General features: G+C 37.9%; 25 protein-coding genes, 17 tRNA genes and 1 rRNA gene. 12 read left to right on the forward strand and 31 right to left on the reverse strand.

The window, feature by feature from the left end; translation table 11 throughout:
* Window positions 1-33: 33 nt before the first annotated feature.
* Complete coding sequence (locus AAFN87_RS14225; protein ID WP_347791736.1) at window positions 34-1575, reverse strand: GNAT family N-acetyltransferase; 1542 nt, start codon at window positions 1573-1575, stop codon at window positions 34-36.
* Between the two features lie 135 nt (window positions 1576-1710).
* On the opposite strand from AAFN87_RS14225, the gene AAFN87_RS14230 reads away from it, so the two are divergent.
* From AAFN87_RS14230 to AAFN87_RS14240, 3 genes are read left to right on the forward strand one after another with little or no spacing between them, the layout of a single operon-like run.
* A complete protein-coding gene (locus tag AAFN87_RS14230; protein WP_347791737.1) occupies window positions 1711-2136 on the forward strand; it encodes a disulfide oxidoreductase in 426 nt (141 codons plus the stop codon).
* A 1-nt stretch (window position 2137) separates the two neighbouring features.
* Window positions 2138-2608 (forward strand): thioredoxin family protein, encoded by a 471-nt coding sequence (locus AAFN87_RS14235; protein WP_347791738.1) that lies wholly within the window; start codon window positions 2138-2140, stop codon window positions 2606-2608.
* Between the two features lie 54 nt (window positions 2609-2662).
* Window positions 2663-3499: an RluA family pseudouridine synthase gene (locus tag AAFN87_RS14240; RefSeq protein ID WP_347791739.1), complete on the forward strand. Its 837-nt coding sequence runs from the start codon at window positions 2663-2665 to the stop codon at window positions 3497-3499.
* Between the two features lie 182 nt (window positions 3500-3681).
* On the opposite strand, the gene AAFN87_RS14245 is transcribed toward AAFN87_RS14240, so the two are convergent.
* The 3 genes from AAFN87_RS14245 to AAFN87_RS14255 form a co-directional block, all read right to left on the reverse strand.
* The gene (locus tag AAFN87_RS14245; protein ID WP_347791740.1) at window positions 3682-3906 is read right to left on the reverse strand and encodes a phosphate-starvation-inducible protein PsiE; all 225 of its coding nucleotides are present in this window, start codon (window positions 3904-3906) and stop codon (window positions 3682-3684) included.
* 69 nt (window positions 3907-3975) lie between these two features.
* Complete coding sequence (locus tag AAFN87_RS14250) at window positions 3976-4797, reverse strand: aldo/keto reductase (RefSeq protein ID WP_347791741.1); 822 nt, start codon at window positions 4795-4797, stop codon at window positions 3976-3978.
* Window positions 4798-4816: 19 nt separating this feature from the next.
* On the reverse strand, window positions 4817-5647 hold the full coding sequence (locus AAFN87_RS14255; RefSeq protein ID WP_347791742.1) for an aldo/keto reductase: 831 nt from the start codon (window positions 5645-5647) through the stop codon (window positions 4817-4819).
* A gap of 238 nt (window positions 5648-5885) precedes the next feature.
* Between AAFN87_RS14255 and AAFN87_RS14260 the strand changes: the two genes are divergently transcribed.
* The gene (locus AAFN87_RS14260) at window positions 5886-7499 is read left to right on the forward strand and encodes a long-chain fatty acid--CoA ligase (RefSeq protein WP_347791743.1); all 1614 of its coding nucleotides are present in this window, start codon (window positions 5886-5888) and stop codon (window positions 7497-7499) included.
* Window positions 7500-7545: 46 nt separating this feature from the next.
* Here the strand turns inward: AAFN87_RS14260 and AAFN87_RS14265 are convergent, their stop codons facing one another.
* Window positions 7546-7716: a multidrug ABC transporter ATPase gene (locus tag AAFN87_RS14265; protein ID WP_347791744.1), complete on the reverse strand. Its 171-nt coding sequence runs from the start codon at window positions 7714-7716 to the stop codon at window positions 7546-7548.
* Between the two features lie 460 nt (window positions 7717-8176).
* Between AAFN87_RS14265 and AAFN87_RS14270 the strand changes: the two genes are divergently transcribed.
* The 4 genes from AAFN87_RS14270 (at window position 8177) to AAFN87_RS14285 (ending at window position 11633) form a co-directional block, all read left to right on the forward strand.
* Entirely contained in the window at window positions 8177-9061 is an 885-nt protein-coding gene (locus AAFN87_RS14270; protein ID WP_347791745.1) for a VOC family protein, read from the forward strand.
* Between the two features lie 174 nt (window positions 9062-9235).
* Complete coding sequence (locus tag AAFN87_RS14275; RefSeq protein ID WP_347791746.1) at window positions 9236-9799, forward strand: sigma-70 family RNA polymerase sigma factor; 564 nt, start codon at window positions 9236-9238, stop codon at window positions 9797-9799.
* Entirely contained in the window at window positions 9796-10806 is a 1011-nt protein-coding gene (locus tag AAFN87_RS14280) for a DUF4179 domain-containing protein (RefSeq protein ID WP_347791747.1), read from the forward strand. The genes AAFN87_RS14275 and AAFN87_RS14280 overlap by 4 nt, the downstream gene beginning before the upstream one ends.
* 62 nt (window positions 10807-10868) lie before the next feature.
* Window positions 10869-11633 carry a sporulation protein gene (locus AAFN87_RS14285; RefSeq protein ID WP_347791748.1) on the forward strand — a complete coding sequence of 255 codons (765 nt, stop codon included), beginning with the start codon at window positions 10869-10871 and terminating at the stop codon, window positions 11631-11633.
* Between the two features lie 666 nt (window positions 11634-12299).
* Here the strand turns inward: AAFN87_RS14285 and AAFN87_RS14290 are convergent.
* From AAFN87_RS14290 to queG, 3 genes are all read right to left on the reverse strand, one after another.
* Window positions 12300-12896: a class I SAM-dependent methyltransferase gene (locus AAFN87_RS14290; RefSeq protein WP_347791749.1), complete on the reverse strand. Its 597-nt coding sequence runs from the start codon at window positions 12894-12896 to the stop codon at window positions 12300-12302.
* 517 nt (window positions 12897-13413) lie between these two features.
* A complete protein-coding gene (trmL, locus tag AAFN87_RS14295; RefSeq protein WP_347791750.1) occupies window positions 13414-13887 on the reverse strand; it encodes a tRNA (uridine(34)/cytosine(34)/5-carboxymethylaminomethyluridine(34)-2'-O)-methyltransferase TrmL in 474 nt (157 codons plus the stop codon).
* Window positions 13888-13905: 18 nt separating this feature from the next.
* A complete protein-coding gene (gene queG / locus AAFN87_RS14300) occupies window positions 13906-15036 on the reverse strand; it encodes a tRNA epoxyqueuosine(34) reductase QueG (RefSeq protein WP_347791751.1) in 1131 nt (376 codons plus the stop codon).
* A gap of 59 nt (window positions 15037-15095) precedes the next feature.
* Between queG and AAFN87_RS14305 the strand changes: the two genes are divergently transcribed.
* On the forward strand, window positions 15096-15779 hold the full coding sequence (locus AAFN87_RS14305; protein WP_347791776.1) for a B3/B4 domain-containing protein: 684 nt from the start codon (window positions 15096-15098) through the stop codon (window positions 15777-15779).
* A gap of 4 nt (window positions 15780-15783) precedes the next feature.
* Window positions 15784-16299, forward strand: coding sequence for a hypothetical protein (locus tag AAFN87_RS14310; RefSeq protein ID WP_347791752.1), 516 nt, complete (start codon window positions 15784-15786; stop codon window positions 16297-16299).
* Between the two features lie 439 nt (window positions 16300-16738).
* On the opposite strand, the gene AAFN87_RS14315 is transcribed toward AAFN87_RS14310, so the two are convergent.
* On the reverse strand, window positions 16739-17650 hold the full coding sequence (locus AAFN87_RS14315) for a S66 peptidase family protein (RefSeq protein ID WP_347791753.1): 912 nt from the start codon (window positions 17648-17650) through the stop codon (window positions 16739-16741).
* Window positions 17651-17780: 130 nt separating this feature from the next.
* On the opposite strand from AAFN87_RS14315, the gene AAFN87_RS14320 reads away from it, so the two are divergent.
* The gene (locus tag AAFN87_RS14320; protein ID WP_347791754.1) at window positions 17781-18659 is read left to right on the forward strand and encodes a DMT family transporter; all 879 of its coding nucleotides are present in this window, start codon (window positions 17781-17783) and stop codon (window positions 18657-18659) included.
* 16 nt (window positions 18660-18675) lie between these two features.
* Here AAFN87_RS14320 and nagB read toward each other — a convergent pair whose 3' ends face one another.
* Window positions 18676-19407, reverse strand: a complete 732-nt coding sequence (gene nagB, locus AAFN87_RS14325; RefSeq protein ID WP_347791755.1) for a glucosamine-6-phosphate deaminase — start codon at window positions 19405-19407, stop codon at window positions 18676-18678.
* A 618-nt stretch (window positions 19408-20025) separates the two neighbouring features.
* On the opposite strand from nagB, the gene AAFN87_RS14330 reads away from it, so the two are divergent.
* A complete protein-coding gene (locus tag AAFN87_RS14330; protein ID WP_347791756.1) occupies window positions 20026-20706 on the forward strand; it encodes a YidC/Oxa1 family membrane protein insertase in 681 nt (226 codons plus the stop codon).
* Window positions 20707-20888: 182 nt separating this feature from the next.
* Here the strand turns inward: AAFN87_RS14330 and AAFN87_RS14335 are convergent, their stop codons facing one another.
* The 21 genes from AAFN87_RS14335 to rrf form a co-directional block, all read right to left on the reverse strand.
* Window positions 20889-21083: a hypothetical protein gene (locus tag AAFN87_RS14335; RefSeq protein ID WP_347791757.1), complete on the reverse strand. Its 195-nt coding sequence runs from the start codon at window positions 21081-21083 to the stop codon at window positions 20889-20891.
* Between the two features lie 136 nt (window positions 21084-21219).
* Window positions 21220-22143 carry a phosphotransferase gene (locus AAFN87_RS14340; protein WP_347791758.1) on the reverse strand — a complete coding sequence of 308 codons (924 nt, stop codon included), beginning with the start codon at window positions 22141-22143 and terminating at the stop codon, window positions 21220-21222.
* Window positions 22144-22445: 302 nt separating this feature from the next.
* On the reverse strand, window positions 22446-23195 hold the full coding sequence (locus tag AAFN87_RS14345) for a class I SAM-dependent methyltransferase (RefSeq protein ID WP_347791759.1): 750 nt from the start codon (window positions 23193-23195) through the stop codon (window positions 22446-22448).
* 379 nt (window positions 23196-23574) lie between these two features.
* Window positions 23575-23656: transfer RNA gene (locus AAFN87_RS14350), tRNA-Leu, on the reverse strand.
* Window positions 23657-23674: 18 nt separating this feature from the next.
* A tRNA-Gly gene (locus tag AAFN87_RS14355) sits at window positions 23675-23749 on the reverse strand.
* Window positions 23750-23811: 62 nt separating this feature from the next.
* Window positions 23812-23885 (reverse strand) — tRNA-Cys (locus AAFN87_RS14360).
* 7 nt (window positions 23886-23892) lie between these two features.
* Window positions 23893-23967: transfer RNA gene (locus AAFN87_RS14365), tRNA-Gly, on the reverse strand.
* A 4-nt stretch (window positions 23968-23971) separates the two neighbouring features.
* A tRNA-Gln gene (locus AAFN87_RS14370) sits at window positions 23972-24046 on the reverse strand.
* A 35-nt stretch (window positions 24047-24081) separates the two neighbouring features.
* Window positions 24082-24157 (reverse strand) — tRNA-His (locus AAFN87_RS14375).
* Between the two features lie 34 nt (window positions 24158-24191).
* Window positions 24192-24267 (reverse strand) — tRNA-His (locus AAFN87_RS14380).
* A gap of 21 nt (window positions 24268-24288) precedes the next feature.
* Window positions 24289-24362: transfer RNA gene (locus AAFN87_RS14385), tRNA-Trp, on the reverse strand.
* Window positions 24363-24372: 10 nt separating this feature from the next.
* Window positions 24373-24456: transfer RNA gene (locus tag AAFN87_RS14390), tRNA-Tyr, on the reverse strand.
* Between the two features lie 4 nt (window positions 24457-24460).
* A tRNA-Thr gene (locus AAFN87_RS14395) sits at window positions 24461-24536 on the reverse strand.
* Window positions 24537-24552: 16 nt separating this feature from the next.
* Window positions 24553-24628: transfer RNA gene (locus tag AAFN87_RS14400), tRNA-Phe, on the reverse strand.
* A 28-nt stretch (window positions 24629-24656) separates the two neighbouring features.
* Window positions 24657-24732 (reverse strand) — tRNA-Asp (locus AAFN87_RS14405).
* Between the two features lie 3 nt (window positions 24733-24735).
* Window positions 24736-24810: transfer RNA gene (locus AAFN87_RS14410), tRNA-Met, on the reverse strand.
* A 28-nt stretch (window positions 24811-24838) separates the two neighbouring features.
* A tRNA-Val gene (locus AAFN87_RS14415) sits at window positions 24839-24914 on the reverse strand.
* 26 nt (window positions 24915-24940) lie between these two features.
* Window positions 24941-25015: transfer RNA gene (locus tag AAFN87_RS14420), tRNA-Glu, on the reverse strand.
* Between the two features lie 33 nt (window positions 25016-25048).
* Window positions 25049-25140, reverse strand: a tRNA-Ser gene (locus AAFN87_RS14425).
* Window positions 25141-25148: 8 nt separating this feature from the next.
* Window positions 25149-25223, reverse strand: a tRNA-Asn gene (locus AAFN87_RS14430).
* 14 nt (window positions 25224-25237) lie between these two features.
* A 5S ribosomal RNA gene (gene rrf, locus AAFN87_RS14435) occupies window positions 25238-25353 on the reverse strand.
* Window positions 25354-25562: the final 209 nt, after the last annotated feature.

The raw sequence follows: 25562 nt of genomic DNA on the forward strand, positions 1-25562 counted from the left end.
TAAAGGAAACTTCTTTTACGGTAGCTTTTCCTGTTATTTTAAATAATCCACACGATACACATCATGTCGGCGGTCTTTTAAATGCTTCACCGTACCGTCCTGGCGTTGGCGACGTAAAATTTCTAAATCAACATCACCGATTAATACCATTTCTAAATTGGGATTCGTTTCCCCAACAATGCCGTCACGGGCGAATTCAAAATCACTCGGTGCAAAAATACCAGATTGCGCGTACTGAATATCCATATTTTCCGTCTCAGGTAAATTGCCCACTGTGCCTGAAATAACTGTGTAAATTTGATTTTCAACCGCGCGAGCCTGTGCACAATAACGCACGCGAAGATAGCCTTGCCTATCCTCTGTACAAAACGGAGTAAAAATAATATTCGCGCCCATATCTGTTGCAATGCGCGCCATTTCTGGAAACTCAATATCATAGCATATTTGGATTGCAATTTTACCGCAATCCGTATCAAAAACTTCAATGACATCGCCGCTGCTAATCCCCCACCATTTGCGCTCATTCGGTGTTATATGAATTTTATATTGCTTTTCAATCGTACCATCCCGTCTAAATAAATAGGCAATATTATAAATTTCCTCATCGTCTTCCTTCACAAAATGCGAGCCACCAATAATATTGACATTGTAACGCACAGCTAAATTCGTAAACATTTCAATATATTGCGGTGTAAATTCTGTGAGCTTGCGTATAGCTTGTGATGGTGATTTTTCATGCAAGAATGACATGAGTTGCGTTGTGAAAATTTCTGGGAATACAACAAAATCAGAGCCCGCATCCGAACTAACATCCACAAAGTATTCGCATTGCTGTGCAAAATCTTCAAATGAGCTAATTTTACGCATCATATATTGTACGACACAAATACGTACTGGATAACTCGTTTTAAAATGGCGCTTTGATAATGGCTTATAGTCGACATTATTCCACTCCATTAATGTTGCGTACTTACCAGATGCGACATCATCGGTTAAATAATTTGGGTTAATCCTCATTAAAATAAAACCATTCATCATCTGGAATGTTAATACCGGATCATAAATTTTATGACGGCTAACCGCATCGACATATTCACGAGGTGACATTTCACTAGCGTGGATATGGTAATTTGGAATACGTCCACCAATAATTATTGACTTTAAATTAAGGCTACGTGCCAAATCTTTCCGCGCCTCATACAACCTTTGTCCCACTTTCATACGTCGATAATTTGGGTGTACCATCACTTCAATACCGTATAAATTGTAGCCATCCGGATCATGATTTGTAATAAATCCGTTATCAGTAATATCGTTCCACGTATGACGATCATCGTATTCATCAAAATTTATACGCAAACTCGAGCATGAACCAATAACTTTACCATCGAGTTCAGCAACGATTTGTCCTTCTGGAAAAATGGATAAATGACTATGCAAATGAGCCCTCTCCCAAGGTATCATTCCAGGAAAAGATACACGCTGTATTTCCAAAATTTCATCGATGTCCTCCATTTGCATTTCTCGAATAATCATCGGTTTTTCAAATTGTGACATGTCTAATTGCTCGCTCATAAGTTCCTCCTTCTAAAAAGTTTAAAATACTCCATAATAATATATGTTTACCAACAAATCTTAATAATTTACTTCTATTTCTGTTTTATCTATAATCAATTAAACGGCAAATATTTTTATGCAGGAGAGGCGCGTATGAATAAAAAACTGGAAAATAGCTTACTTAGCATCTGGGTTGTATCACTCGTTGCTACATTTGGGTCATTGTACTTCTCAGAAATTAGAGGCTATGAACCATGTGAAATGTGCTGGTATCAACGTATTTTAATGTATCCAATCGTTATTATGACAACTATTGCTTACATACAAAAAAATGCACGCATAGCAATTACAACAGCTGTATTTGCTATCATTGGTGGCAGTATTTCTTTGTATCATTATGGAATTCAAAAGCTAGACTTTTTAACTGACTCCGCACCAGCATGTGGACTAGTACCTTGCACAGGGCAATATATTAACTGGCTCGGCTTTATTACGATTCCGTTTTTAGCATTAACAGCATTTATCATCATAGCTGCCTTAAGCTTTTATATGATGAAAGTATTAAAGGAGGAAAAATAATTTGAAGAAGCTTGCTATTATTGGTGGAGTTGTCGTTGCATTATTTGTTGCAATTATTGTATTAACAAACATGTCAAACAGTGATAAATTAAAGAAAAACCCTTATGATAAGGACGAATTACGACAATCCACTATCGACTTATTAGGCAATAAAAACTATCAAAATATTATTTTACCTGAGCCTTTAGAGGCGAAAATTGCTTCTGGTGAGCCCGTTTTTGCGTATTTATTTAGCCCTGAATGCGGATACTGTATGCAGATGACACCTAAATTAATGCCCATTGCCAAAAAGCTAGGTATTCATATTGATCAGATGAATGTATTAGAATATCCAGATCAATGGCAAAAATATAATTTAGAAGCAACTCCAACATTAATTTACTTTAATGATGGAAAAGAAGTAACGCGTTTAGTAGGGGACTTCGACAAAAAGTCAATTCGTGAATTTTTCGAAAGCCTTAACTTAGAATAATTATGTAATCGTGCTCGACTATAACGGGCACGATTATTTTTTGGAGGAAATTACATGTTTCATTACACAATCGTACAAGACGGACAAACTGTAGAGGAATTACTACGTGATAAATGGCGTCTTGGTAAAAAAATCGTCCATGAGCTACGTATGGCAAAAGCAATCACACTTGAGGATGGCACACCTGTTTTATGGAAAGATCCATTAAAAGCTGGGACAATAATAAAATTTGAGTATGACATTCCCGCTTCAAGCTATGTGCCAACAGACTATTGTGATGTTGATATTCGCTATGAAGACGAGCACTGCTTAATCGTGTCTAAACCTAAAGGCATGTCGACGCACCCAAATGACGAATGGGACCGAGACACTTGCATGAATCATGTTATGTCTTATATTGACGATAACGGCGGGCATTATGCAGAGCATGTTCATCGTCTTGATCAAGGTACAAAAGGTTTGTTACTCATTGCAAAACACCCGATAGCAAAATCTATTTTTGACCGAATGATTGAAGAGAAATCAATTATTCGAACGTATGCAGCGGAAGTACAAGGCAATATTCGCACAGATAGCGGCACGATAAATGCCCCAATTGGTAAAGACCGTCATCATAATACGCGACGTGTTGTTTCCCCAACTGGCCAACACGCTGTAACACATTACGAAGTTGTCAAACGCTTTAAAAGTACTTGCGTCGTGCATCTTGTTCTTGAAACAGGTCGCACACACCAAATTCGCGTACATCTTGCGCATCTTGGTCACCCAATCGTTGGGGATACGATGTACAACGCACGTCAAACAGCAAGTGGCGATTACGAATTACACGCAATCCAGCTTGAATTCTTGCATCCATTTTTAAATGAAAGCATCGTGGTGAAGGATCAGTAATTCATTACTAAAGTACCCATTCGCTCGTGGAAACACTGTTTTCGCCCGTGGGACACCGGTTTTCGCCCGTGGAGCACGAGATTCGCCCGTGGGAACACCTTTTTCGCCCATGGTAAAACTAAATTTGGGGAAATAAATAAAAAACGACAATTGGCACGCTGCCGATTGTCGTTTTACTTTTGTTATAGCTCGTTAATTAAAGCGAATAAAGTTTCTTTCAACTCATCATCACTGTCAGATAATTGTACTAAGTTTCCTAAACGTTCGCGTAATACTGGACGCTCGATAACTAACTTCTCATCTAGTACTTTTACTAATAATTCGATAATTAAACGATCGCGTTTTAATAACGCTTCTTCTAAACGCTCTGGTGCAATTTTTGCGTCTTTATGTGATGCAGATGCCATGAAAAAAATCCTCCCTTATATATAATTCGATTTTATTTTATCATATATTCTCTATTGTTTGATAATTTTTTAGAAGTCGAAATTATCAGGGTCAGCGCCAGTTCGATGGAAAGTATTTAAAGCAGTAATTGCTGTCACTTCATCTACTGTAAGTGCAAAGTCATACACGTTTAAATTATCAACAATTCGCTCTGGTGTTATTGATTTTGGAATCGCAATATTACCGATTTCTAAATGCCAACGTAACACAATTTGTGCAGGTGTTTTACTATATTTTTCAGCTAATTTTTTCACAACTGGGTGAGTGAATACAATGCCCGTACCAAGAGGCGCCCAAGCAGTTACAGCAATATTATTGTCCGCACAAAAGGCGCGTAAAGCATCTTGTGATAAAGACGGATGACATTCTATTTGATTGACCATTGGCTTTACATTCGCTACCGCAAATACTTCCTCTAGATGATGTTGGTGATGGTTTGATACACCAGGTACACGGATTAATTTTTCTTCATATAATCGTTCAATTGCTTTATATGTTTCAGCTAATGTTAGCTTTGGCCAATGAGTTAAATATAGGTCTAAATAATCTAAATCTAATTTTTTTAATGATGTTTCGAATGCGCGTAAAGTATTATCGAAGCCTTGATCTGCGTTCCACACTTTTGTCGTAATAAATATTTCCTCGCGCGCAATTCCTGAAGCTTTAATTGCTTCACCTACTGCTTCCTCATTTTGATAAATAGCTGCTGTATCAATTGCACGATAACCTGCTTTAAGAGCTTCACTTACTCCGTTAAATGCTACTTCATGTTCACGCATACGAAATACGCCGTAACCGATGCGTGGCATTTCTACTCCGTTTGCTAATGTAATAGTTGTTGATATTGTCATTATTTAATCCCCCTTATAATTAAAAATCAAAATGAAAATTGTCTGGATTTTGGCCGAAACGCTTATTTTGATTGAGCGCATCTAGTGCCTGCATATCTTCAACAGCTAATTCAAAATCATAAATTTGCGTATTTTCTTCAATACGGTGAGGTGTAACTGATTTTGGAATAGCTATAATATTATGCTGCAAGTGCCAACGTAAAACGATTTGTGCTGCAGTTTTTCCATACTTTTCACCAATTAACTGAATGTCTTTATCTTCTAGTACACTTCCGCGTCCAAGTGGAGACCATGCCGTGACAGCAATATTATGCTCCGCACAAAACGCACGTAAGCTTTCCTGTGATAAATATGGATGGATTTCTATTTGATTCACAATCGGTGCAATATTTGCAGTTTTCATGAGTTCTTCCAAATGATGCTGATGATGGTTTGATACGCCTGGTACACGAATTAATTTCTCTTCATATAAGCGTTCAATCGCACGGTATGTATCCGTAAATTTATCCGCTACAGGCCAGTGCGTTAAATATAAGTCTACATAATCCATACCGAGTTTTTTCAACGAAGTTTCAAATGCTCGCAATGTATTGTCGTAACCTTGGTCACTATTCCATACTTTAGTAGTAACAAAAATCTGTTCACGAGGTACATTAGAGTAACGAATCGCCTCGCCAACTTCAGCTTCATTGTAATAAAGTGCCGCTGTATCTACTGCACGATAACCCACTTGTAGCGCTTTTGTTATAGCTTGAATCGTCTCATCCGGGTCGGTCATTTTATAAACACCGAGCCCTAATAGTGGCATTTCTACACCGTTTGATAAAGTTTTCGTGCTTTGCAAATGCATTTTGCTCTCTCCTTTTTAGTTTAATAGTTTCATTATATACGGATTTTCCATTTCTTTCGACTACCGAATTTTTATATTGTTGAAAATAAAACCTATTAATCTTTTAATCGCTTATTTTTTCTACTTTATGTATAATATTTCCTATATAGAGTAGGAGGTTGATTACCACAAGCTAATATTGCTATTGTCCGCTGCATTGTCATTTGAAAACTCTCATTTGCAAAAGGAGCTGGTCATTATGATGGATACACCGTTATTATTAACAAGTTTTTTAAAGCGTGCTGAGCGCTACTATCCAGAAAAGCAAATCATTTCAAGAACAAGCCCTACGATGACGCATCGAATACCTTATAAGGATTACGTAAAACGTACACGAAAACTTGCCGATGCATTGACGAAGCTTGGAATGAAGCACGGTACAAAAGTCGGTTCATTTGCTTGGAATCATCATCGACATTTAGAAGCTTACTTTGCTGTACCATGTGCTGGTGCAATTCTTCATATGATCAATATTCGCCTTGCACCTGAACATATTATTTATGTAATTAACCATGCAGAAGATGAGATTATTTTAATTGATGGCGATTTATTCCCACTATTCGAAAAAGCAATTCCTTATTTAAAAACTGTGAAACATATTATTGTTATGCAAGATGATTTCAATGTACCTGAATCAACCTTTGAAAACGTCTATTCATATGAACAGCTATTAGCAGATGCATCAGAGGACTTCGAGTTCCCGGAGGATTTAGATGAAAATACACCGGCTGGCATGTGTTATACGAGTGCAACGACTGGTATGCCTAAAGGTGTCGTGTATACACACCGTAGTCTCGTGCTACACAGTATTACGCTTGGTTTAGCAGATACACTCGGACTTTGTGAAAAGGATACCATTATGCCTGTTGTGCCGATGTTCCATGTAAATGCATGGGGAATGCCTTTTGCGGCTGTCAATTTTGGTACGACACAAGTACTTCCAGGTCCGATGTTTACCCCAGCTATTTTACTCGATTTAATTGAACAAGAAAAAGTAACGACTACTGCAGGTGTTCCAACGATTTGGCTTGGTGTGTTACAGGAGCAGGAAAAAAATCCGCGCGACCTGTCATCTTTACGCGGCATTGTTTGTGGTGGTTCAGCTTCACCAAAAGGACTTATTCGTGCATTCGAACAAAAACTTGGTATTCCATTTATCGTCGGCTATGGTATGACGGAAACATCGCCTGTTGTTAGCTTATCGAACTACACAACTGCTATGGAAGATTTAGATTATGAAAACAAACTGAACATCCGTGCAACACAAGGCTTAACTGTGCCACTAATTGAATCAGAAGTTGTCAACGAAAACGGGCCTGTCCCGTGGGATGGCACTACAATGGGGGAACTGCGCTTACGTGGGCCATGGATTGCGAAAGAATATTATAAAGATGAACGTACGTCTGAGGCATTTCGTGATGGCTGGTTATATACAGGAGATATCGCTGTTTTAACTACAGATGGCTATATTAAAATTACGGATCGGACAAAAGATTTAATTAAATCTGGCGGAGAGTGGATTTCCTCTGTTGATTTAGAAAATGCGTTAATGACACACCCTGCTGTTTTTGAAGCAGCTGTTATTGCCATTCCACATGAAAAATGGCAGGAACGCCCGCTCGCTTGCGTCGTATTAAAAGAAGGTGCAAATGCAACGAAAGAAGAGCTAATCGACTCGCTTGAAGGCCAATTCGCAAAATGGTGGCTCCCAGATGATGTTGTCTTTTTAAACGAAATTCCTAAAACATCAGTAGGCAAGTTTTTAAAGGCTAAATTGCGTGATGAATTAAAAGGCTATGAATTGAAAATTTAATGGAAAAGGAGCCGTCTGAAAAATATGTAGAGTCGGCTCCTTTGTTTTACTTTTCTTTTGGGCATTCTGCGTCAAACTGCTGTGGATCAACAATACGATCATCATCATTTAATTGCTGCCCGTCACGCATATTCTCCATTTGTTTACCAAGCCATATAACATCTTCCAAATTATTAGTCATGTTGCCATTCACTATTTTGTCGTTTCCTTTTTCCATATAAAAATTTCCCTCCCTCATAATAAAGTATTCCCCAATTAGAATATTTGAACCAATTCGTTCACAAAATTAGGTAGTAAACATTTTACATTTAGGCTATACTTATGGAAGAACTTATAGAAACATGAGGAGGATACTTCCATGAAATTAATCATAATTCTTGGTGTTTGTGCAGCATTCTTAACTGCTATCTTCACTGCAGGCTATGAAGGTAAACCATTTTCAAAAGAAAACTAATCCTTCTTAATAGCTAATATAAAAGGACAACCACTTTTTGTGGTTGTCTTTTTTGTTTTGGATAAGCAATTAAAAATAGCTATCGCATCAATTGAACAGTGAAGATTTTCTATGACTCTCAAATTGTTTAAATACTTTTCTTGACTTTAATTATAGTTGTAAATATAATTACTTACATAAAGTAACTAGATTATAAAAGATAACTATAGAAGGAGCTTATCTTATGCCCACTCATTTTCATGAAAAACCAAATTTATATATTTCACATGTTCAATTAAAAGTTTCACATTTAGAGCGTTCACTTCAATATTACACAACGATCATCGGTTTTTCTGTTTTACAGCAAGATGAAACAACTGCTTATTTAACATTTGATGGTAAAACAAGTCTATTATCACTCGTACAAGTGGATAATGCATTACCGTTGCGTGATGGTCTAACAGGTTTATATCACTTTGCATTATTACTACCTACTCGCAAAGATTTAGGTAATATCGTTCAGCATTTCGTGAACTTAAATGTCCGCCTCGGTGCATCTGATCATGATGTTAGTGAAGCTCTGTATTTAAATGATCCAGACGGCAATGGTATCGAAATTTACGTTGACCGACCTGAAAGCGATTGGACTTGGCAAAACGGATCTGTGCATATGGTAACAGATCGATTAAATTTCAATCCAATTTTAGCGGAAGCAGATGGACAGTGGAATGGTTTACCTGAAGGGACTGTAATGGGTCATATTCATTTATCTGTCGCTGATTTAGAAGCTACGGAGCAGTTTTATACTAAAGTTCTTGATTATGAAGTAGTAACTCGTTATGGCGGTCAGGCACTCTTTATTTCAACAGGAAAATACCACCATCATATTGGGTTAAATACTTGGCATAGTCAAGGTGGTGCAAAGGCGCCAGCCAATAATATCGGCTTAAAATCATATACAATCGTATTAAAAAACGAAGAATATGCCGAGCAAGTAAAAGAAAAACTTCTTGCTGCTGGCTACCAAATAGAACAATTCACAGTTGCGCCTCTTTATGGTGGAAAACAAGCATTTTCTACTGAAGATCCAAACGGAATCCGCATTATCTTTACTGTTGATGGTGAATAATTCATTTATCGCAGATTAACAGGCAGTAAGACCCCCACTAATTGAAGATTCACTTTATACTTAAACTGATCCAATGTATTTTGGGTCAGTTTTTTATTTTTATGAGAATATTTACATTTTCAATTCGTTGTAGTTAGTGAAAAAGCTTTTTCAAAAAATTAAGGAGACTTTTATATGGCCACTTCACAACATAATTTTATAAAACGTTTGAAAAAACAAAAAGAAGATGCACTTGAATACATTATCAAGGAATATATGCCTCTTGTTAAAGCAATTGCCTTAAAAGTACTGACACCTCTTGGCAAACATTCCGCTGTTGATGAATGTGTGAATGACGTATTTTTAGAAGTATGGAAACACGCGGATCAATTTAAAGGTGAAGCTACAGATTTTAAAAGTTGGATTGGCACGATTGCAAAGTATAAAGCAATTGACTACTACCGCTCACTCGACAAACAAAATTCACGTGAAGCAGAACTAGTGGACTGTCACGAGCAGCCTGAAAGTAGTAGCGAAAAGACCCTTCTCAAACGCGAGCGTAAAAATGAAATGCTCCTGGCAATTAGCAACCTAGAGCAACTAGATCGCGATATTTTCATGATGAAATATTTTTTAGAGATGACCAATAGTGAAATTGGGGATGCTTTGTCACTTACTAAAGCTGCAGTCGATAACCGATTGTACCGAGGAAAGAAAAAATTAGCACAATCCCCTAATTTAAAGGAGTTGTTCATATGAAAGACTACAAACAATTTGCCAATTTAAATATAGAGGAAATCGAGCCTGTTGAAGTTACTGAGCTAGAGAAAAAACGTGTCCAGCATCATGTCCTTGGCAAAAAGAAAAAACATCCTGTTTGGCGCAAATTTGCCATTGCAGCTGTCATTTTGCTTGGTGCAACGGTTACAACACCGTTTGCCTTCCCTTCTCTCGCGTCACAAATACCATTTATGAAAAATATAGTTGACTATACTAATACACATTTACTGAATAGCAACTTTAGTGATTTAGCGACCGTTATAGAGCAAGTCCAATCAAGTGAAGGTATTTCTATTATGATTGAAAATGCAGTGTTTGATGGTACATCTGTATCACTTACTTATGCTATTGAAACGGATAAAGATTTAGGGGAACAACCATATGTTAATGGCCACTTTTCTGTAAAATCTGCAAGTGGATATGCAGGAACTAGTTCCATTGAAAAAATAAATGACACAACGTATATCGGTATCGAAAAGTTCACACCACATTTTGATAAAGGAGCACCTGAGGAAATTTTAGTGCGCTGGAATCCGTACGAAATTCGAACACAAGCAGAGGTAACATACAAAGGTAATTGGCAGTTTGAATTCAAGCTACCGAAATTACAAAATGAAGTAAAACTTGTCCATGCAACAGGGCAATTAGATGGTGTGCAAATTGTTGTAAGCTCGATTGAACAAAATGCATTATCGACGATTATTCATTATGAGCAATATGTAGATGAGGCAACGATTAAAGAATGGCCACATGCAACTTCAGATATTATAGAGGTGAAGGATAATTTAGGGAATGTCTATAGCGTCAATGGCAATGGCGGATTTAGTCCTGACGAAGGGCGCTCTTTTGAATTGAGTATAACGATTGATCGTTTACATCCAGATGCTACGTCACTTATATTAACACCACAAATATATTATTCTAAAGGCTCAGGACAAATTACGAACATGCCAATCATGGAAGATATAACTGTAGATATTCAATAGCCTGAAACTTTTTCTTATAGGTGGACGTATTCATACTACAAATAAATTTTGGAGGTATGGATATGTCCCTTTTCAATAAAATTTTAGCAAGCGTTGGTATTGGTGCAGCAACAGTCGATACTAAATTACATCGTTCTTCCTATACAGCAGGAGAAGTCGTAAGTGGTGTAATTGAAATAAAAGGCGGCAATACAGAGCAACAAATCGATACCATTTATTTAACGCTTTCAACAAACTATATTAAAGAAATGAACGACACAAAATATAATGAAACAGCAGTAATCAAAAAAATCAAAGTGAACGAAGCCTTTACAATAAGAGCAAATGAACTTCATAATATTCCGTTCTCTTTTGTGCTACCAGCAGACGTACCGGTCACAATGGGGCAAACTCGTGTTTGGATTCATACGGGACTTGATATTAAGAGTGCGGTAGACCCAACTGACCAAGATTATATCGAAGTAAAGCCAACACCTCTTGCCTCCAATATATTACAATCTGTTGAACAACTTGGTTTCAGACTGCGTAAAGTGGACTGTGAAGCTGCCTCTGCACGCTTACGTCGGAACTACTTGTTCGTTCAGGAATTTGAATTCATACCAACAAATCAAGCATATCGTCGTCATTTAGACGAGTTAGAAATCATTTTCTTAGCTCAATCTGACAATTATGCTGAAATTTTAATGCAAGTCGATCGAAAAGCAAGAGGATTAAGTAGTTTACTTTCAGAAGCACTTGATATGGACGAAAGCTTCGTACGTCTTACAATCGAAGCTGGTGACAATGTAAAAGCAAAACTTCAACAAGCAATTGAAAGATATATGTAGAATAAGAAAAGCGCAAGCGCCCCGTTTAGCCCCGACAGCTGCTTGCTGGCCAGCAAACGAAAGCATCTTTCCCGCTTTCGATTGAGTGACAGAAGCGACCTCGAGGGGCTGGGCGCTGGAGCTAGACAATGCCAAAACTCCAGAAGTTTATAATATCTTATTTTCTGATGAAAGGGGATATTCTGAAGTAGCAATACTTCCGGAATATCCCCTTCTCTTATTTTCGTTGTACACTTCAATGTTACATATTCACCATAACTCGAGGTTGATTTCCGTTGCGCCAGCGTGCTTTCCTGGGGGCGTCCGCTTAGCCTCCTCACTGCGCTGCGGGGTCTCATCTGTGACGTTAATCCCCAAGGAGTCACGCTGGCTCCACTCCAATCAACTTGCACATATTATAGACTCATAACTATAGCTCCCGTTGATATATAACAAAATGTATTATCCAAAATTATTTTCCAATAATTGTCTGCACACTGCATTCACCTTTTGCTACAGAGCAATACTTCCTACGGGAATAGCAAATCACTACCTGTGGCGAAAGGGCATCGACAGTCATAGGAGACTGGAGCCATACCTTGGATGCGCGTCGGCTCGGAGTGTTGTTTGCGCTGTATATAGCATCTACCACTTTTGATGATAACTCCCAATTACTCAAACACCACTCTATTTTATGGCAAACACACATAAGCGCTCGTTTATATTTTTTTCATTTTCCAAATGTACTTCATGTATTAGCTCAAAAGTCGTTCCATGATGTAAAAATTGTAAATAATCATAGGGCGGGTAATATAAAATAATATGAATTTCACGCATATTTTGCTCATATGACTTCCAAATATTATGAACTACCGTACGAAATATATGGATGGAGAATGGGTTAAAAAAGAAAAAAACATTATCGTTTGGTTTTATACTATACTCTTCTGCAATCGTATGGATGAAGGTAATCGGTACGTGTGAATTTTTGTTTTGAAGATAATTTTCACGGTTTTTAATAGCATCTGCAAAAAAGCCGGTATCCATTTCTATCCCTACTGTAGCAATTTTAAATTTAGAGTGAACATAAATAGGTACCCTTCCTTTTCCGCACCCCATATCGATAAAGACCGCATTTTTAGGCATTTCATAATGTGCAAATAATTGCTCTAATCCTGCATAAGGTGTAGGTTCATAGCGGTGATAATGAGCTAGCTTTGGAAATCCATACTGATCCCCAATCGTATTAATATTCAAATACTTATCAAATTGTTGTTCATTCATACTATAAACTCCTCAAAAAATGAATGATTTATTTTAGCATATTGTTAGAAAAGCGCAAGCGCCCTGCTTAGCCCCTATAGCTGCTTGCAGACCCGAATCAAAAGCATTTTTTCCGCTTTTGACCGAGGGGCTGGGCGCTGAAGCAAGACACTGTTCAAACTCCAGAAATTTATACTTTCTTATTATTTTAAGAAAAACTCTACCCAAAAGTTTTGGGTAGAGTACTTTTTTTAACGCCCTCTTCAATTAAATTTATTCACAAAGATCAGCCCAACTATTAATAAAATAAACGAAATAACAAATGCAAGAATTGTATTTTTATCAATTACAGTAGCTTGTGTTTGTTCATTGCTATTCTCACCAGGCATTCCCATTGGATCACCATTTTGATCTGAAGGCGCAATCCACTACTAATATTGTTGTCATACATGTTACACCTCTTCATTTATACTAATTTTCACAATACCATCTTATTATGTCAGTAAAATGTCAGCTCCACGAAAAGAGGTGTTACATACTATTTTAATCCCGGGTAGCCTTGCTGTCTCAATGCTTCGTATATAACGATTGCTGCTGTATTCGATAAATTTAAAGAACGGACATGATCACTTTGCGGAATTCGTAAGCACATATGCTTTCGCTCATAAGCAAAATCCTTCGGTAACCCTGTCGTTTCTTTCCCAAACATAAAGTAAATATCGCGCTCCTGATTACTAAAATCATGTGTTGTAAAAGGCTCATCACTATAAGTTTCAATTAAATACACATCGCCGCCTTCACTATAGGCAATAAAATCTTCAAGTGAATCATGGTACACAACGTTCACATGCTCCCAATAATCGAGTCCCGCGCGTTTTAGCATTTTATCATCTGTAGAAAAGCCGAGTGGGCGAATTAAATGTAAACTTGTATTTGTTCCAGCACATGTACGAGCAATATTCCCTGTATTTGCTGGAATTTCTGGTTGGTATAAAACAATATGCAATGGCACTAAAAATTCCTTCTTTCTTTATTTTAAAAAAGCTAGCCCTTTCTCAATTTCGGCTATTACTTCCTCATCTTGTTCTCGTTCTTTAGCTGCAAGAAGTGCTTCCTCGACACCGTCACCGCCTATTTTGCCAAGTGCCCACGCAGCAGTTCCACGTATTACTGGGCGCTCGTCCTGTTTGAGTAATGTTAGCAATTCTGGTATAGCAGCTTCTTCTTTAAAGTGCGCTAAAGCTAAAATGGCATTTCGCTGTATCGGTTTCTTCCCGCGCCATGAGCCCGAAACATGCCCAAAACGCGCTTTAAATTCTTTATTAGAAATCGATAAAAGAGGTTTAAGTAAAGGCTTTGCAAGCTCTGGATCTGGTTTAAATTCTTCATGAATCCAATTGCTCTTTCCTTTATTTTTTGGACAAACGGTTTGACACGTATCACAGCCATATAAACGGTTGCCTATTTTACTACGAAATTCATCGGGTAAAAAGCCTTTTGTTTGCGTTAGAAAGGCTATACATCGCTGTGAATTAAGCTGTCCAGGTGCTACAATCGCACCTGTAGGGCAAACATCAATACATAATCTACAATCCCCACACTCATCCTCTATCGGCGTATCTGGCGCAAATGGAATATTCGTAATAAGCTCTCCTAAATACACATAAGAGCCGAATTCAGGTGTTATGATCGAGCAGTTTTTGCCATTCCATCCGATGCCCGCACGCTCGGCAACAGCACGGTCAACAAGCTCTCCTGTATCGACCATTGATTTAATTTTCACATTCGGTACACGTTCGTGTAACCATTGTTCAATCAGTTGTAGCCGCTCCCGTACGGCAACATGGTAGTCCACACCCCAAGATGCACGGCAAAAAATTCCGCGGCGCTCTCCTTTTTTACCTACAGGAGCATTTTCCATTTTTGAAGGGTAAGCAAGTGCAATAGCAATAATGCTTTCCGGTCGATCTAATAATAAAGTTGGCTCTGTTCGTTTTTCTATATCTGACTCCTCAAAGCCTGATTGAAAGCCTAATTCCTGCTGGCGGCGCAAACGATTTTTTAATTCTAGAAACGGTGAGGCAGTCGTAAACCCTATTTTATCGACACCGATTGACTTGGCATAAGAAATGAGCTCTGTCTGTAACGCGGTGACATTCATTTCAACTTTTCTCTCCTTACTGATACAATATATATAAATAACACTAGTAGGTGATTTCTATTAACATTTCATTACATGATTCACTTTCTACATACGACTTAAAAATAGGCATTATTTATTATAACAAAATTGTCGTGTCAGATTCTCCTCAAATGATTAAAGGCCGTACACAGCTTTATCAGGAAAATCTCTATTTAGAAATGCAGGAAACACCTGTAACAGAACGTCCAGGTATTGCAGAGTGGAGAGCGCTTTGGAAATTGCTTGGCGCAGATCCGAACCGCTACCGTCATTCAGCCGAAAGCTTAATGCGCCGAATTGCAAAACAAAACTATTTAACACCATTTCACTCAGCAGTTGATATTAATAATTTCTTCTCGTTGCAATACGAGATTCCAATCGGGATTTATGATGTCAATAAACTTGAAGGGGACATAACGATTTCGCTAGGAAATGATGATACTAGCTATGAAGGGTTAAATGGTCGTTTCAATTCGCTGAAAAATATTTTATATTCTCATGATGACGAAGGTCCATTCGGTAGTCCGTTTGTTGATTCGCAGCGTACAGCGGTAACAGAACAAACAACCGATGCTCTACAAATTTTTTATTTACGCCCGTCGCTGACAGATGAGGAATGCATGCAATTACTTGCCTCTGCTGGCAAAATGTTTACACAAGTAAATGGCGGTGATTATACAATAGCCCTACTTTCTAAAGAACACCCAACTACTACACTGTGAAAGGATGAGACCAATAATAACATTAGCTGAAGCAGTTAAATTAAAAAGTATTTTAAACAAAAAAATTCAAGAGCTCACTCATGAAATTTCTCGCGTTGCACATACGATTGTGGAAAAAGGGGAAGAGCCAAAATTACCTGAACGTGGGTTACTGCATGTAGAAGCAGAACTCGCTATCGTCCGCAAAGATGCCCGCACATTAGACCGCCTTATTTACCGTGCAAACATAGACAATCACGTACTATTTAACGGTGAGAAATTGGCACTTGTTGAAGCAATTGAGCTTGCGACACAGCTTCGTGCCGAGGCTGGACAAGCAAAGGAACTAGGAATGTCAGAAAAAGAATCTTACTTCCATAGCTCTGGTGAAATGACATTTTACCGAATTGCATTGTACGATCCAGCTATATACCGTGCACGTGCGAATGAAGTGGAAAAACAGGCACATCGTTTATCAAACGCTATTAATGCGAAAAACTATCAAATTGAAATTGATTTTGACGATTCTGCGTACTTTTAATCTCGGTGCGGTGAGACTCCAAACCGGGTCGTAACGAGTGCAGCTTTGCTTAAATGCAATCTAATGCTAAACCAATATCCATTGACCAGTTACTTTGTGACCCATTTCATATGACCAACTATTAGCAAATGCCAACAAACTACAAAATCAATTGAATCTTTTGCATTCGTTACGAAAAAGGGGGTGTATGATAAGTTTTTTACTTATCGTACATCCCCATAAATTTTATCGCAGATTAACGGGCAGTAAGATCCCCTACTTCAAGGAGTTAAGTGAAACTAAAATTTCTTAGTGGGGGGGGCAACTGCCCGTAAATGCCCGACGACGGACAGGATGTCCTAGTCAGGTGAAAGCCACAGGACGTGGCGTTTTGAACGTGATTGGTCCCTCTAACAATCAGTGGGGGATGAGGGAAAACCACCACTGATGAAGATTCACTTTATTGGATACCAGGTAAAATTCTTAGCACTTTCTCGTCTGCATCTAAAATCGCCTCTACCCCAAGAGGAATACCGATATTTGGAGTACAGTGGCCAATTTTAAAGCCCGCTAACACTGGTTTGCCAAGAGGAGCTAAATAATGTGATACAACACGCAGTAAATCTTCTTCTGTAACACCTTCCCCTAGACGCTTGAAATCCCCTACAACAAAACCAGCTGCCTGCTCAAGCTTACGCGCTAAACGCAATTGATTAAGCATGCCGTCGATATGTTCTAATGATTCATCAATATCTTCCATGACGATGATTTTATCACGCACATCAATTTCAAATTTTGTCCCAAGTGTCGCAACAATGCGATTTAAATTACCACCTGTTAATTCGCCTCTTACAGCGCCAGGAACAATTGTCTTTAGAGGTGCTATCATTTCACTATATTGTACTTCCATTGGCATAAAAAGCTGGTGATACATCTTGGCAGAGAGCTCATCTAACGGACTATCTCCATCTGATAACATCGGTCCATGAAATGTTACGAGATTCGAAAATTCATTTACTGCTAAGTGCAAGCTTGTTACATCAGAAAATCCCCAAATAATTTTTGGATTTTCCTCAAGTAGCTGATAATCGATTTTATCTAACAATCTACCAATACCATAGCCGCCCCGCACACAAAAAATCGCCTTAATTTCAGGGTCTGTTACCATTGCGTGTAATTCAGCAACACGTTCCTCATCACTGCCTGCTAAATAACCTTCGTGTTCAGATACTGTAGTTCCAAGCTTATAGCGTAATCCTAATTTTTCTACCGTTTCAAGCTTTAATGGAAGTTGCTCCATTTTTAACGGGCTACTAAGTGCTACAACCCCTACTGTATCCCCTTGCTCTAATTTTGCTGGCCGTATTTTCAAAACATTCGCCTTCCTTCTTCTATCTTCTCGTTATTGTAGCATAAACGCTATTGTATTAAACTACATCACTATTATTCCCAAACTATTACTATAATGGATATTAATAAAGTTAATTAAAGGAGATATTCAAATGAAATTCCCTCCACAGCTTTTGCTAATTCTTGCGACAATCCTTTGGGGAGGAAACTTTGTTATTGGGCGTGCTGTCGCAGATGATATTCCTCCTATAACACTCGCATTCCTTCGTTGGTGCACAGCATTTATCGTGTTCTTCCCTCTAGCTTATCGTCGTACAAAGCGAGAATGGGAAAGTGTAAAAGCCCATTGGCCAGCTGTTATAATACTTGCCGTCACAGGTGTGGCAAGCTTTAATACTCTTGTCTATATCGGACTACATTATACAACGTCGATCAATGCTTCACTTATGAACTCATCGACACCCATTATTATTTACATATTATCGTTTATTTTCTTAAAGGAGCGCCTATCGAAATTTCAAATACTCGGTACCGCATTATCGCTTACAGGCGTGCTTTTTATTATTTCAGGAGGTTCATTTAGTAGCCTTGCGCAGTTTTCATTTAATCAAGGAGATTTAATCGTTCTCGTAGCAGTCTTTTGCTGGGGCGTTTATTCTTTGCTTATTAAACAATATGCGGGCCGTTTACCAGGTTACTCAACATTTCTCGTAACGATTGCACTTGGGGCTATCATGCTTCTACCATTTACAGTGTATGAGCTCATATCTAGTTCTTTTACAATCGACTGGTCACTAAAAACGATAAGTGCCATTTTCTATGTTGGAATTTTCGCATCAATTGTAGCCTTTCTTAGCTGGAATAGCGGTGTTGTATCTCTTGGTGCGAATAAAGCAAGTATTTATTTGAACTTTATTCCATTATTCGCTGCCATATTTGCAGTAATTTTTATAGGGGAGCAACTGCAAATTTCACAAATAATTGGTGGCTTAGCCGTTATTAGCGGCGTATTGTTGACAAATAAAAAATAGGGGGCAATTACGCCTCCTACTTCACTCCTGTATAAATAACTGTTACATCTCCATGATTGTGTAGGGCACTTGCTGGGAAGTCTTCAGTAATCTCCCCACTACGTAAGCGGTTCATCGCTTCTTGCTTCGAAGCACCTGAAATTAATAGCACAATCTTTTTCGACTTCATTATCGTATCGATACCCATTGTAATTGCATGTGTTGGCACATCTTCTAGCTTATCGAAATAAATTTTATTCGCCTCACGCGTCGATTCTGTTAGCTCTACTACATTTGTTCCTAATGAAAAAGGTGTTCCTGGCTCATTAAACCCGATATGACCATTTACCCCGATACCTAATAGTTGCATATCAATCCCGCCGACAGCAGCAATTGCCGCATCATACTCTAATGCAGTAGTAGCTAAATCGTCCGTATTCCCTACTGGTACATGAATATTTTCACGCTTTATATCAATATGGTTAAATAAATTTTGATCCATATAATAGTGATAGCTTGTTACGTTTTTAGGGTCTACTCCAACATATTCATCTAAATTGAAAGACTTTGTATGAACAAAGGATATCTCTCCTGCGTTATAACGTGCGACCATTTCTTTATAAAAACCTTCTGGCGTTCCACCTGTGGCCATACCTAGTACACTTTCCGGTTTTTCATGTAATTGTTCCATAAATAAATCTGCTGCAATTTTACTCATTTCTTCATAACTAGCTGCTTTAATCCATTTTAAATTTAATTTGTCCGGCATATTTACCTACCCTTTTCATGTCATATTTAAAGCACCAATTATTATGAAATGCATTATAATAAAGGCGTTCTTCTAGACTACATTGTTTATTAGCTTAATATGTTTTATTTTACATTGATTTTTAGCTAGATGCTACGGCTAAAATATGTCCTTTTATGCTAGAAATATTCCTATAATTCTAGCTTTTACAAGTCAAGAGTAGCTAAAAGATGTGATTTGAACAATGTATGCGAAAGAAATCGATCACTTTTGAAATGTGAAATTAGCAATTTTTATTGTCGCATCATTTGACCTGGCTATGCTATAGTATCAATGAGGTGATATAAATTGGAATTATTGTTATTTTTAACATCCCTCATCAGTGATTACAATTATTTTGTTCTTTACACGCCATTCCTAAAAATATATACATGTAGATTTATATCTAATTTATCCATATTTAAAATACCGATTGAAATTAACTTCAACTTACCTGTTATTCATGATGAATGGATTCAAAATAAACCGTGTCAAATATTTTTTATAAAATGGCTACGTAAAACAATATATCGTAAATCAGACAATGAGGAACATTCATACATCCTTTTATAATATAAAAATTATAAAAGGAGAGTATATATGTTCAATATTTTATTCGTTAACCCATTATCAAATTTCTTAGATTCACTGTTTGCTTTACTCGGTAATTATGGACTTTCCATAATTGTATTAACTGTTATCATTCGTTTAATATTGTTTTTTCCAAATTTCAAAGCATATCAATCGCAAATTAAAATGAGGAAAAATACTAATACTCAGGAAATGCGTGAAAAGATAGCCACGTTACAAGAAAAATTACAACACACGAAGAGAACAGAAGAACAACTTGAAATTAAAATGGAATTAGCTCACATTACTCGTGATAATATAGCTGGAATGAAGGCAGGATGTATTAGTGCATTAATTCAACTACCTGTTGTATTAGGTTTAATCTATGCAATTCGAGGAAATGAGCATATTTTAAATGAAACATTTTTATGGTTTAACTTAGGTGCTATTGATTATTGGATGATTATTATTGCATCTGCAGTTACTCTACTTCAACTCGTAATCAATACGAAGCTGAACAGTTCTGCACAAAAACCGATGCAAGGGCAATGGATGATGTATATAGTTGTCCCTATTATGATTTATATAAGCGCTAGCGTTATGCCTTCAGCAATTCCCCTATATTGGACTGTATCTGCATTAATGGCAACTGGTCAAATGTTTGTATTTAAGCTGATTGAAAATAAAAAAGCACCTACTATGCAATTTTGAACTGCGCCCTATAATGAAGACTATTAATATAAAGCGGTATTATATCCGTTACGGTACTTATTAAAGAAGAATTATTGAACAAGAAAATATGCCAGACACAATACCTTTCATTGGTTTTGTGTCTGGCATTTTTTTTTATGCATTTTTAGGGTAACCCCTGCTTATTTTTCTATGTCTTTATATTATTCTGTGCCATATGGACGGTGGTGGTGATGATGGTGGTGATGGTGCTCATGGTGGTGGTGATGATGGTGGTGTCCATGATGTCCATGATGTCCCCCCTGATATGATGGGTAGCTTGTGTGCATTGGGTACATATTATGGTACGGATAATGATAACTTGGCTGACTATGATCTCGCTCATAGTTATATTGCATTAATTTCATCCTCCTCTCGGTATAGATTATGTAGGTAAGTATTAATATTCTTTGGCATTCGCCTAGATGTGAAAGGACAAACCTTGTTAGTTGAAGAAGCATGGTAAAACTATAGAGCTTAGTTTTACCATGCTTTTTATTTCAGTTTATAGTCTGCACTATTAATCACAACACGAATTAAGCTATTAAACAATTTTTGTTGAGAAGTATTTTTCCAGTCCTCTTCATACTCAGCCATTAACCACATTACTTCATCGAGAAAAACGTGTTGTTTCGCCTTTTCCCAAAATACTTTTTCATGATCGGTTAAAACAATATATTCTTTATACCCTGATAAAAATAATTCCCATTCATCTGTTGTAAAAACTTCGTCTGGCGCCTCTTCATGCTCATTATGAAATAGTAGTAATGCCAGAGCTAGGTCAAAGATTCTTGGTATCCAAGCAGCGTTATCTGGGTCAATTAAATATGGTTCTGGGATTAAAACCAAATTATTTGCTTTAAAATCATGAGGCGTTGCAACATGTGGTAACCCTGCATCGTAAATTTCCTGTTGACTCGCAACACTTTCTAGTAACTTTATTTGTAACCTTGTATCAATTTCAACTCCAGCTTTGTCTGCATGTTGTATAATTGCTTCCATACTCTCTTCTACTTCTTGTTGATTAAAATCGTAAACATCGTATTCAAGAAGATCATATGCATTTGAAACAGGTGAAAAACTATGAATTTGTCCTAACATTTTTCCAGCTTCATAGACTTCTTTTTCTTTGCCCGAGTATTTCTCGCCTTCTATAAATGGATAAACAACAAAATTTGTATCCCCATATTTTTGTGGGTTATCTACTTGTAACTTAACTGGTGTTACAACATTTACCCCTTTATCTTTTAGCATATGTATATAAGACATTACATTCTTTGCTCTTTTTTGCGTACGTTTTACAACAACATCCTTTACACCATATTTCACTCGATATACTGGTGAATATGGATAAATGCTTATAGGCTCTTCTTTAACATTAAATCCAAATATATTCAAAATCTCTATTCCATTCATCATTTTTAACCACCTATTGATTTTTTTAAAGCACCCGATTGCCAAGGAGTGAAAACATGAAAGCTACAAGATAATCTCTCAGTCATATGCTTATAGCCCTTTTACAATACCTCTTATATTTTAACATAAATATCCAATTTTTCTTCTGATATTATTCTATTAATATAGCCCGATTGTGGAACAAGCTAAAACATTTTTCTTTAACTAACATGCTCCGATAGCTAAATAAGCAAAAAAGACTGCTATTAGGCAGCCTTTATCTTAAACTCTAGCACTCGTTAGTTTAGCAATAATCTAAAAACCTTTTATCTACTTTTAGATACTTTTATTATAAAAGTTGCAGGAACTAGTTGTGCCTTTTGAGTTGAATACCATTTTGAAGGATTTTCCGTGGGAGTATCAGGTAATACAACGTCATCTATTACCTTTTCAATTATAAATCCTGATTCTATTAGTGTATTTATATATGTACTTAGTTTCCTATGATGAATAACAACATTATTATGCCATGCTTCATTATACTCTGGACCTTCAATATTGTAAGATTTATTAAAATTAAATGATGACTGTTCATAGGTCACTCGATCATGAATAGGATGTTCCCAGCTAAATATGAAAATTCCACCTGGTTTTAAATAACTATAAATATTAGATAATGTTTGTTTTAGGTCAACTGTCCATCCTAAAGCATAAATAGAATAAACAATATCAAAGTAACTGCCCGGTATTCCAGGGTTTTCTTCCATTGGGGATTCAAATAAATTCACATTAACTTGTTGGTTTGACAATAACTTATTAGCAGTTTCTATTTGGTTCGTTGAGAGGTCTAATCCCCATAATTCTTTTGCTCCATTATTCGCCATGTATTCTAATGAATGTCCACTACCACAGCCAATATCCAAAACACTTTTACCCGAAATATCACCGAATAAGTTAAGATGATTTTCGGTTAAAGAAAAGGGACCATATTCAGGAAGAGCAGTTCTTCCGAAAAAACGTTCTGCTGATTTTTCCCAGCCTTCCTTATTCATTTTCAACATTTCATTTACTTTCATATACACACTTCCTACTCTAAATTTTTCTAGTATACAATTTACTTTAGTATTCTGTAGAAATGAATACCATTCTTTCTTTAAGTAAACTGTACCTTTACTAATATAAGCAGTTCGACAAAAAGGGCTTTAATCCTTCTTGGATCAAAGCCCTTTTACTTGAATAACGGATCATCACTTCACTATTTTACGAAATTTAAAATACACCTTATAACTCCAATCATCAGAAAGAGAACCCCGTTAGCTAACGTTATAAGTCCAAAATTGCTCTACGAAAGCCTGCAGCTTTCCAAAAACGTCTGCTATTGTATCTCCGTGTTCTACATTTTTTACACACAAAAAAAGAACCCTTGATATAACAAGGATTCTTTCACATTTCAGATACCAGTAGTCGGGGTCGAACCGACACTCCTTACGGAACGCGATTTTGAGTCGCGCGCGTCTGCCAATTCCGCCATACTGGCAAAATCTCACAAATGATATGGAGCGGAAGACGAGGTTCGAACTCGCGACCCCCACCTTGGCAAGGTGGTGTTCTACCACTGAACTACTTCCGCATATTAAAAGTAAAATTATTAGTTTAATTAAAAAAAACCGGAATATCCGATTTAAAAAATACTGGAGGCGGCAACCGGATTTGAACCGGTGGTAAAGGTGTTGCAGACCTGTGCCTTACCACTTGGCTATGCCGCCACAATATTGGAGCGGAAGACGAGGTTCGAACTCGCGACCCCCACCTTGGCAAGGTGGTGTTCTACCACTGAACTACTTCCGCGTAATGGCTGGGGTACTAGGATTCGAACCTAGGCGTGACGGAATCAAAATCCGTTGCCTTACCGCTTGGCTATACCCCAATGTTATATGTTAATTTCTTATTTTATGAAATGAATGGGGCGACTGATGGGAATCGAACCCACGAATGCCTGAACCACAATCAGGTGCGTTAACCACTTCGCCACAACCGCCATTATAATGTTAACTTATCTTTAAATGAAAAAATGGGGCGACTGATGGGAATCGAACCCACGAATGCCTGAACCACAATCAGGTGCGTTAACCACTTCGCCACAACCGCCACTATTAATATTTAAATGATTGGCAGGGGCAGTAGGAATCGAACCCACACCAAAGGTTTTGGAGACCTCTATTCTACCTTTGAACTATGCCCCTGTTTTAAAAATGGTGGAGGGGGACGGATTCGAACCGCCGAACCCTAAGGAGCGGATTTACAGTCCGCCGCGTTTAGCCACTTCGCTACCCCTCCAAAATGGTGCCGGCGAAAGGAGTCGAACCCTCGACCTACTGATTACAAGTCAGTTGCTCTACCAACTGAGCTACACCGGCGTTTTGAAAAGAAATATGGTGGGTCAGGACGGAATCGAACCGCCGACACTTAGAGCTTCAATCTAATGCTCTACCAACTGAGCTACTGACCCATATTTTCTAATGTATCTTTTTTAAAAATGGCGGTCCCGACCGGGATCGAACCGGCGATCTCCTGCGTGACAGGCAGGCATGTTAACCGCTACACCACGGGACCATTTGGTTGCGGGGGCCGGATTTGAACCGACGACCTTCGGGTTATGAGCCCGACGAGCTACCACTGCTCCACCCCGCGACAACAATATTGAGTAAAATTAATTAGATGGTGGAGGATGACGGGCTCGAACCGCCGACCCCCTGCTTGTAAGGCAGGTGCTCTCCCAGCTGAGCTAATCCTCCATCTGGTTATTGCTATAAAATATAAATGGTGACCCGTACGGGATTCGAACCCGTGTTACCGCCGTGAAAGGGCGGTGTCTTAACCGCTTGACCAACGGGCCATTAGTAATTGTTTTGAGTGTTATTCGAAAGAATGGCGGAGAGTAAGGGATTTGAACCCTTGAGACAGTGTTACCCGTCTACACGATTTCCAATCGTGCTCCTTCGACCTCTCGGACAACTCTCCAAGAAGAATGGCTCCGAAGGTAGGACTCGAACCTACGACCAACCGGTTAACAGCCGGTTGCTCTACCACTGAGCTACTTCGGAATATTTTTATGTAAGCCTAGCAATGTCCTACTCTCACAGGGGGAAGCCCCCAACTACCATCGGCGCTAAAGAGCTTAACTTCCGTGTTCGGTATGGGAACGGGTGTGACCTCTTCGCCATCATCACTAGACTTAATGAAAGACAAGTCTTATTATACCATGTTCATGTATAATTTCAAGTGTTTTTTCGATATTTTTATCAAAAAAATCTTTTTTGTTCTTTCAAAACTGGATAAACGTTTCATTGAAATAAGTTTTATATTTGGTTAAGTCCTCGATCGATTAGTATTCGTCAGCTCCATGTGTCACCACACTTCCACCTCGAACCTATCTACCTCAT

Origin of the sequence: Solibacillus sp. CAU 1738 (assembly GCF_039888725.1) — a bacterium.
GTDB lineage: Bacteria > Bacillota > Bacilli > Bacillales_A > Planococcaceae > Metasolibacillus.

Bases quoted from the DNA above. Each gene is read 5' to 3' on its own strand.
- AAFN87_RS14225 (WP_347791736.1), bottom strand. From the start codon at position 1,575: ATGAGCGAGCAATTAGACATGTCACAATTTGAAAAACCGATGATTATT.
- AAFN87_RS14230 (WP_347791737.1), top strand. From the start codon at position 1,711: ATGAATAAAAAACTGGAAAATAGCTTACTTAGCATCTGGGTTGTATCA.
- AAFN87_RS14240 (WP_347791739.1), top strand. From the start codon at position 2,663: ATGTTTCATTACACAATCGTACAAGACGGACAAACTGTAGAGGAATTA.
- AAFN87_RS14245 (WP_347791740.1), bottom strand. From the start codon at position 3,906: ATGGCATCTGCATCACATAAAGACGCAAAAATTGCACCAGAGCGTTTA.
- AAFN87_RS14250 (WP_347791741.1), bottom strand. From the start codon at position 4,797: ATGACAATATCAACAACTATTACATTAGCAAACGGAGTAGAAATGCCA.
- AAFN87_RS14255 (WP_347791742.1), bottom strand. From the start codon at position 5,647: ATGCATTTGCAAAGCACGAAAACTTTATCAAACGGTGTAGAAATGCCA.
- AAFN87_RS14260 (WP_347791743.1), top strand. From the start codon at position 5,886: ATGATGGATACACCGTTATTATTAACAAGTTTTTTAAAGCGTGCTGAG.
- AAFN87_RS14265 (WP_347791744.1), bottom strand. From the start codon at position 7,716: ATGGAAAAAGGAAACGACAAAATAGTGAATGGCAACATGACTAATAAT.
- AAFN87_RS14270 (WP_347791745.1), top strand. From the start codon at position 8,177: ATGCCCACTCATTTTCATGAAAAACCAAATTTATATATTTCACATGTT.
- AAFN87_RS14275 (WP_347791746.1), top strand. From the start codon at position 9,236: ATGGCCACTTCACAACATAATTTTATAAAACGTTTGAAAAAACAAAAA.
- AAFN87_RS14280 (WP_347791747.1), top strand. From the start codon at position 9,796: ATGAAAGACTACAAACAATTTGCCAATTTAAATATAGAGGAAATCGAG.
- AAFN87_RS14285 (WP_347791748.1), top strand. From the start codon at position 10,869: ATGTCCCTTTTCAATAAAATTTTAGCAAGCGTTGGTATTGGTGCAGCA.
- AAFN87_RS14290 (WP_347791749.1), bottom strand. From the start codon at position 12,896: ATGAATGAACAACAATTTGATAAGTATTTGAATATTAATACGATTGGG.
- queG (WP_347791751.1), bottom strand. From the start codon at position 15,036: ATGAATGTCACCGCGTTACAGACAGAGCTCATTTCTTATGCCAAGTCA.
- AAFN87_RS14310 (WP_347791752.1), top strand. From the start codon at position 15,784: ATGAGACCAATAATAACATTAGCTGAAGCAGTTAAATTAAAAAGTATT.
- AAFN87_RS14320 (WP_347791754.1), top strand. From the start codon at position 17,781: ATGAAATTCCCTCCACAGCTTTTGCTAATTCTTGCGACAATCCTTTGG.
- nagB (WP_347791755.1), bottom strand. From the start codon at position 19,407: ATGCCGGACAAATTAAATTTAAAATGGATTAAAGCAGCTAGTTATGAA.
- AAFN87_RS14330 (WP_347791756.1), top strand. From the start codon at position 20,026: ATGTTCAATATTTTATTCGTTAACCCATTATCAAATTTCTTAGATTCA.
- AAFN87_RS14335 (WP_347791757.1), bottom strand. From the start codon at position 21,083: ATGCAATATAACTATGAGCGAGATCATAGTCAGCCAAGTTATCATTAT.
- AAFN87_RS14340 (WP_347791758.1), bottom strand. From the start codon at position 22,143: ATGATGAATGGAATAGAGATTTTGAATATATTTGGATTTAATGTTAAA.
- AAFN87_RS14345 (WP_347791759.1), bottom strand. From the start codon at position 23,195: ATGAAAGTAAATGAAATGTTGAAAATGAATAAGGAAGGCTGGGAAAAA.